The sequence below is a fragment of the Thiocapsa sp. genome (genome assembly GCF_035467215.1).
Classification (GTDB): Bacteria; Pseudomonadota; Gammaproteobacteria; order Chromatiales; family Chromatiaceae; genus Thiocapsa.
This window is the reverse complement of record NZ_DATITZ010000171.1, coordinates 1-6,046: the sequence shown is the minus strand read 5'-3', so window position 1 is coordinate 6,046 and position 6,046 is coordinate 1. Positions and strand designations below refer to the sequence as shown.

The 6,046-nt window shown below is 63.7% G+C and carries 8 protein-coding genes and 1 pseudogene; 7 read left to right on the top strand and 2 right to left on the bottom strand.

What is annotated here, in order from left to right; genetic code table 11:
• Both VLR48_RS09540 and VLR48_RS09535 read right to left on the bottom strand, forming a co-directional pair.
• A partial coding sequence (locus tag VLR48_RS09540) for a thiamine phosphate synthase (RefSeq protein ID WP_325291558.1) occupies positions 1–408 on the bottom strand: 408 nt, incomplete at its 3' end.
• Entirely contained in the window at positions 405–1,196 is a 792-nt protein-coding gene (locus tag VLR48_RS09535; protein ID WP_325291557.1) for a hydroxymethylpyrimidine/phosphomethylpyrimidine kinase, read from the bottom strand. The genes VLR48_RS09535 and VLR48_RS09540, both read right to left, overlap by 4 nt.
• A gap of 226 nt (positions 1,197–1,422) precedes the next feature.
• On the opposite strand from VLR48_RS09535, the gene VLR48_RS09530 reads away from it, so the two are divergent.
• The 7 genes and pseudogenes from VLR48_RS09530 to tyrS all read left to right on the top strand — a co-directional run.
• A complete protein-coding gene (locus tag VLR48_RS09530) occupies positions 1,423–1,587 on the top strand; it encodes a rubredoxin (protein ID WP_093029925.1) in 165 nt (54 codons plus the stop codon).
• Positions 1,588–1,730: 143 nt separating this feature from the next.
• Positions 1,731–2,216: a DUF5063 domain-containing protein gene (locus VLR48_RS09525; RefSeq protein ID WP_325291556.1), complete on the top strand. Its 486-nt coding sequence runs from the start codon at positions 1,731–1,733 to the stop codon at positions 2,214–2,216.
• Between the two features lie 81 nt (positions 2,217–2,297).
• Positions 2,298–2,675 (top strand): iron-sulfur cluster assembly accessory protein, encoded by a 378-nt coding sequence (locus VLR48_RS09520; RefSeq protein ID WP_325291555.1) that lies wholly within the window; start codon positions 2,298–2,300, stop codon positions 2,673–2,675.
• Positions 2,676–2,784: 109 nt separating this feature from the next.
• Positions 2,785–3,815: pseudogene (argC, locus tag VLR48_RS09515) on the top strand (N-acetyl-gamma-glutamyl-phosphate reductase).
• Positions 3,816–3,907: 92 nt separating this feature from the next.
• Positions 3,908–4,669: a DUF6776 family protein gene (locus VLR48_RS09510; RefSeq protein ID WP_325291554.1), complete on the top strand. Its 762-nt coding sequence runs from the start codon at positions 3,908–3,910 to the stop codon at positions 4,667–4,669.
• Positions 4,670–4,806: 137 nt separating this feature from the next.
• A complete protein-coding gene (gene erpA / locus VLR48_RS09505; RefSeq protein ID WP_325291553.1) occupies positions 4,807–5,157 on the top strand; it encodes an iron-sulfur cluster insertion protein ErpA in 351 nt (116 codons plus the stop codon).
• 459 nt (positions 5,158–5,616) lie between these two features.
• The coding region (tyrS, locus tag VLR48_RS09500; protein WP_325291552.1) for a tyrosine--tRNA ligase at positions 5,617–6,046 on the top strand (430 nt) is incomplete at its 3' end.

Below are 6,046 nucleotides of genomic sequence, written 5' to 3'. Positions count from 1 at the left end.
GGCCGAGGGGAAGAAGCTCCCGAAGGCGACATAGCTGGCTCCGGCCCGCTCGGCGGCCTGCGCGAGGTCCATGTCGTCGTAGCAGGAGACGCCGATGATGGCGTCGGCTCCGAGGCGCCGACGGGCTGCGATCGGGTCGCCGTCGTCGCGGCCGAGATGCACACCGTCGGCGCCGATCTTCGCGGCGAGTGCCACATCGTCATTGATGACCAGCGGGACGCCCGCGGCGCGGCAGACGCCGAGTACGGCGATGGCCTGGTCGTGTCGAAGCTGGCGATCCGCGCCCTTATTGCGATATTGGACGAGTCTGGCCCCGCCCGAGATGGCCTGCGCCACCTGTTCGGCGAGGACGTCGGGGTTGTCTGCGGTGTCCGGGGTGATCAGATAGAGTCCGTCGAGGTGTGTCATGGGTCGAGTGCGTAGAGGCGATTGGGTGTGAGCTGACAGCGGCCGGTCCGGAGCGCCCGATCGAGGCTCTCCCAGGTATAGGCTTGGGCTTCGGCGACGGCCTCCGGCATTGCCGTCCGGAGCGCGAGGCGGGCGGCGATCGCGCTCGCCAGCGTGCAGCCCGAGCCGTGATACTCGCCGGGCAGGCGCGGCCAGTCCAGGCGTTGTTGAAGCCCCTCGGCGTTGAACAGCCAATTGGTGACGTCGGTCGTGTCGTCGTGTGTGCCCGTGATCAGGACCCACGGTGCGCCGAGCGCGAGCAGGCGCGACGCGCAATCGATTGGGCCAAGTGCGCCAGTCAAGGTCTGCGCCTCCGGCAGATTCGGCGTGACGAGCGTGCTGCGGCGGATCAGGCTCACCCGCAATCCATCCAGCATGGCGGCGTCCGCGACCCGCCGCCCGGCGCCGCTGCCCAGGACGGGATCGAGGACCACCGGAAGGCCGGGTTTTTCGTCGATCAGCGTGCCGAGGAGGTCGATCAGCGGAACGCTGCCGATCATCCCGATCTTGAGTGCGCCGGGGGTGCAGTCGCGCAATAGGGCGCGACACTGCCCCTCGACATGCTCCGCGGCTTGCGGGTAGACGCGCGAAAGCCCACAGGTGTTTTGCTCGGTCAGCGCGCTGATGACGGTGACCGGAAAGGCGCCCGCGGCCCGCACGGCCTCGGCGTCGGCGAGGATGCCGGCGCCGCCGCTCGGGTCGTGTCCGCCGACGCAGAGGACGATGGGTCGATCGTTGATCGCGCTCATGGGATTCAGTCTCGTCTGTGCCGCCGACGTGTGGGGCCGGATTGCCCGTGTTCGAACCCGCCGCGGCGTCCGTTCCGCGGAGGTCTCAAGACGAATCGCCCGAGCTTCGTTGAAATCCGAGTCGGCCCGCCCGACCATTGGAGCGATTAAACCCCGATGCGCTCATGGATGTCGATCCCGACAAACCCCGCGCGCCGGGGTCCGGGAACTGCGACGGAGCGATTCGATGAAGACCTATATGTGCGTGATCTGCGGCTTGATCTACGACGAGGCCGAGGGCTGGCCGGATGACGATATCCCGCCCGGGACGCGTTGGGACGATGTCCCGCTCAACTGGAAGTGCCCAGAGTGCGGCGCCGGGAAGGATGACTTCGAGATGGTCGAGGTCTGATGTATCGCGAGCTTGGAGATCCGAAGACGCCGAGCGGTGGCTCGACGGTTGGGTGCGCGCGGCTGCAAGGGCTCGGTAGTTCCCGCGCATTGCGGATTTTCTCGTCTACACTCCTTAACATGGACGCGATCGCGGAACGACAGGTGGGCGGACTCGAGGGCCTTGAGGTTGCCGGGCTCGCCAGGCGGTATTGTGATCTTATCGAGGCGTCTACCGACGCGCATCGTCGGCGTTGGCTGGAGGATGTCGCGAGCCTGCTGCCGCGTCTTCAGGCATCCATCTACTCGGTTTCGGCCCCGGTTTCGGGCGTTGTTCCGACGAGCGTGGTGGATCTCGACGCGCGCTTCGAGCTGTTCTGGCGCCTGCGTCGGCTGCTCGCCGATCGTGACGGCTATTGGTTGGAGTTCGATCGGGCAAGCGAGGGCGCCGACGGTATGACCGGGAGCTTGGCCGACGATCTGACCGATATCTATTGCGATCTGAAATCCGGACTTCGACTCTATGCTCGTCAGCCCGAGTCCGCGTTGCGCGGTTGGGCCTACGGGTTCGATCGTCACTGGGGCCGACATCTCGTCGATGCCGAGCGCCACCTCGCCTTGCTCGCCGCGCAAGGTCGGCTCGAGCTTTGACCCTTAAACTTGCGGTAGTATAATAGTCAGGTTTTCTGCTACTCTTTTTGGCCTAACCGATTTGTCAAGAGGTCGAGTCCTATGTCCGCGGTGTTGAACGAGATGGAGCTGACGCTGACTGCGCCGGCGCAGGCGAAGATGGCCGATTTGTTCGGGCAAGTCGACGACAACGTGCAGGGCGTGCGCGTGTTTGCGACGCCCGGCGGCTGCAGCGGCATTAGCTTCGGGATGACCTTCACCGATGCCATCAATGACGACGACGGCGTCTTGGCCTACGACGGCTTCAAGGTCGTGGTCGACGACGGTACCTTGCCCTACCTGCGCGGTGTGGAAATCGACTTCGTCGATCAAGGCGACGGCAACGCGACCTTTGTGTTCAATAATCTCCCGCAGGTTGGCGGTGGCGGAGGCTGTGGCTCTTGCGGGTCTTCGTCGGCCTCGGGCGGCGGCTGTTCCTGATCCCGACAGTTCGGCGTCGCCTCGAAACGAGAAGCGGCATATGCCGCTTTTTTCGTTCGGGCGATAGAGGATCGCGTTCTGCTTTTCGCACGTTTGGAGTCGGTTGGGCATGGTGAGGATCGGAATCGTCGGCGGCACGGGTTATACGGGCGCGGAGCTCTTGCGGATTTTGGCACGGCATCCCGCCGCGACGGTCGCGGTCATCACGTCGCGCACCGAGGCGGGTGTCTCGGTTGCCGAGATGTTTCCCCATCTGCGTGGTCGGCTGGATCTCGCGTTCACTGCGCCTGACGAGGGTGCGCTGGCCGAGTGCGACCTCGTTTTTTTCGCCACGCCCAACGGAACGGCCATGAAGGCGGCGCCGGATCTGCTGGGACGGGGCGTGCGCGTGATCGATCTGGCTGCCGACTTTCGTCTGAAGGATCCGGGTCTCTGGGAGAGCTGGTACGGCATGCCGCATGCGTGCCCCGAGCTTCTGGCCGAGGCGGTCTATGGGTTGCCCGAGTTGAATCGGGATGCCGTGCGCGGCGCACGGTTGGTGGCGAATCCGGGGTGCTACCCGACTGCGGTGACGCTCGGGTTCGCGCCTCTGCTCGCGGCCGGAGTCATCGATCCGAGCTGGTTGATTGCGGATGCGAAGTCCGGCGTCAGCGGTGCCGGGCGCAAGGCGTCCACGGGTCTGTTGATGGCCGAGGTGGGCGAGAGTTTCAAGGCCTATTCCGTCACCGGGCATCGGCATGCGCCCGAGATCATCCAGAACCTCGAACGCTTCTCCGGTGCGGGCCTGAATCTGACCTTCGTGCCTCATTTGGTCCCGATGATCCGCGGGATCGAGGCCACGCTCTATGCGCGCTTGACCCGATCCGATGTCGATCTCGACGACCTCTACTCGACCTATTATTCGGAGGAGCCTTTGTCGATCCGATGCAGGGAGGGGCGCATCCGGATACCCGCTCGGTGCGCGGAGCAAACCTCTGCCGGATGGCGGCGACACGCCAAGGTGACTCCGGTGTCGTCATTGTCCAGTCCGTGATCGACAACCTGGTGAAGGGCGCGGCGGGGCAGGCGGTTCAAAACATGAACCTAATGTTCGGCATCGAAGAGTCTTCCGGGCTGGATGCATTGGCTCTGCTGCCCTGATGGTCGGGTCCGCTTGAGACCGACGGGGCCGGGTATGCCGATGCCCAGCCGGCCCATGTCGCGGCTCGTCGGTCCGGACGTAAGCAAATCCCATGCCTGATTCATTGCGACGCCTCTCCTACCGGCTGCTCGCGGGCGGTTTCTATGCCGTTCTCTTGGCTGCGGCGCTTTGGACGGGATTCGAGCTCGGTCAGAAGCGCGTGATGGCGCTCACGCAACCGGAGTTAACTGCGCTCGATGCGGAGCAGCTTGCCTTGGCCGCGGAGAGCGATGCTTTGCGCGTCGATTTGGCCGCGGCGCTGCGGGAACAGGTGATCGCGGAGCGCAGTCGTCAAATCGACCGGGAGACGGCGCGTGCCCTGACCGATCAGCTCAAGGAAGCGCAAGACGCCCGCTTGGAGTTGAGTCGGGAGCTTTTGTATCTCAAGCGATTGGTCCAGGATGGCGACCGCGGTGCGATACGGGTTCAAGGCTTGCGCCTCTTGGTCGAAGGATCCCCCAAGGTGTTCCGCTATACCTTCACGCTGACCCAGGTCGTGCCGGGATTTTCCGAGTCCACCGGGCACATTCGATTCGAGATCGAAGGGCGGAACGCAAGCGGTGCGGTGACGCTGTCGCTCGCGGATCTCCCGAGCGCGGAGCCGCGAGCCCTACCGATCGCGCTGGAATATCTTCAAAGTCTGTCGGGAACCTTCGAGCTCCCGGGTGATTTCGAGCCGACCGGTGTTCTGATCGGGGTCGAGCCGTCCGACGACCGCTTGATACCGACCTCGGAATCCTTTCCCTGGGCGCCGACGATAGAGACCCCAACGCCAACCGGGTCGCTTGAGGAGGCGTTGTCTCGCGGCTCTTGATGCGGCTTGATCCCGATTGGGAAATCGAGAGACCTCCCTCGCCGACTGGCTCGCCGATTGCCCCTCCGCGCTTGAAAAAACCGACGGAGAGCATAGGATAAGGATCCTGATCTCCTCAACTCGAGAGCCTACCTGCTATGACGACTGAAGTTGCCGCTGATGTACCGCTGGTTTTCACCACCTCTGCCGCGTCGAAGGTGGCCCAATTGATCTCCGAGGAGGGTAACCCCTCGTTGATGCTGCGAGTTTACATCCAAGGCGGCGGGTGCTCGGGTTTCCAATACGGCTTTACGTTCGATGAAGAGGTCCAGGACGGCGATACCGAGGTCGTCACGGACGGCGTCACCTTGCTGGTCGACCCGATGAGCCTCCAGTACCTGACGGGCTCCGAGATCGATTACACCGAGGGCCTGCAGGGCGCTCAGTTCGTGATCCGCAATCCCAACGCGACGACGACCTGCGGTTGCGGCTCGTCGTTCTCGGCCTAATCCTGTCCCGGCCGCGTTGATGGCTCGGCCGCCGATTCTGCTTCGGTGGTCGCCTTCGGTGGAATCGCCAAGGGAACGACGCGCGGGTTGCGCGGCTCTGCGGAGGTCGCTTCGGCGGTCGGTTTTTGAGAAAACCACTGCACAGCGGCATATCCCAAGAGCCCGAGCGCGACAACGGCCAGCAGGACCGAGACAATGCGAAGCACTCTGCTGCGCGACTTGCGTCGCGGCCATTCCGTTTGTCTAAATTTGTAGTCTCGCATCATGACTCAAATACAAGGCTCGGAAAAATAGAATTTTTTCAGTGATCTGTAGTGTAGACCCAAACCCGGTCGATCGACAAGTCACGACCGGCGGAAGGGACAGCGAAGACCTCGACGGCTTGTCGGCCCCTTTGCTCCGTCGTAACCTGCTCCGCTTCTATAGCTGACTCCCGACAGGGTTGGACGATCGAACATCATGGAGCAACTCGAACGCTCGCTCGCGCTGATCAAGCGCGGGACCGACGAAATCCTCCTCGAAGACGCACTGCGCCGGAAGCTGGCCCTGGGCCGTCCTTTGCGGATCAAGGCGGGTTTCGATCCGACTGCCCCGGATCTGCATCTCGGGCACACCGTCCTGCTCAACAAGCTGCGTCAGCTCCAAGATCTCGGGCATGAGATCCTCTTCCTGATCGGCGACTTTACGGGGCTGATCGGTGATCCGACGGGCAAGAGCGCGACGCGCAAACCGCTCACCCGCGAGCAGATTCAGGAGAACGCCAAGACCTATCAGGATCAGGTCTTCCGGATCCTCGATTCCGAGCGAACGCGTGTCGTCTTCAATTCGCAGTGGCTCGAGCCGCTCGGCGCCGCCGGCCTTGTGCAGCTGGCGGCCCGGCACACGGTCG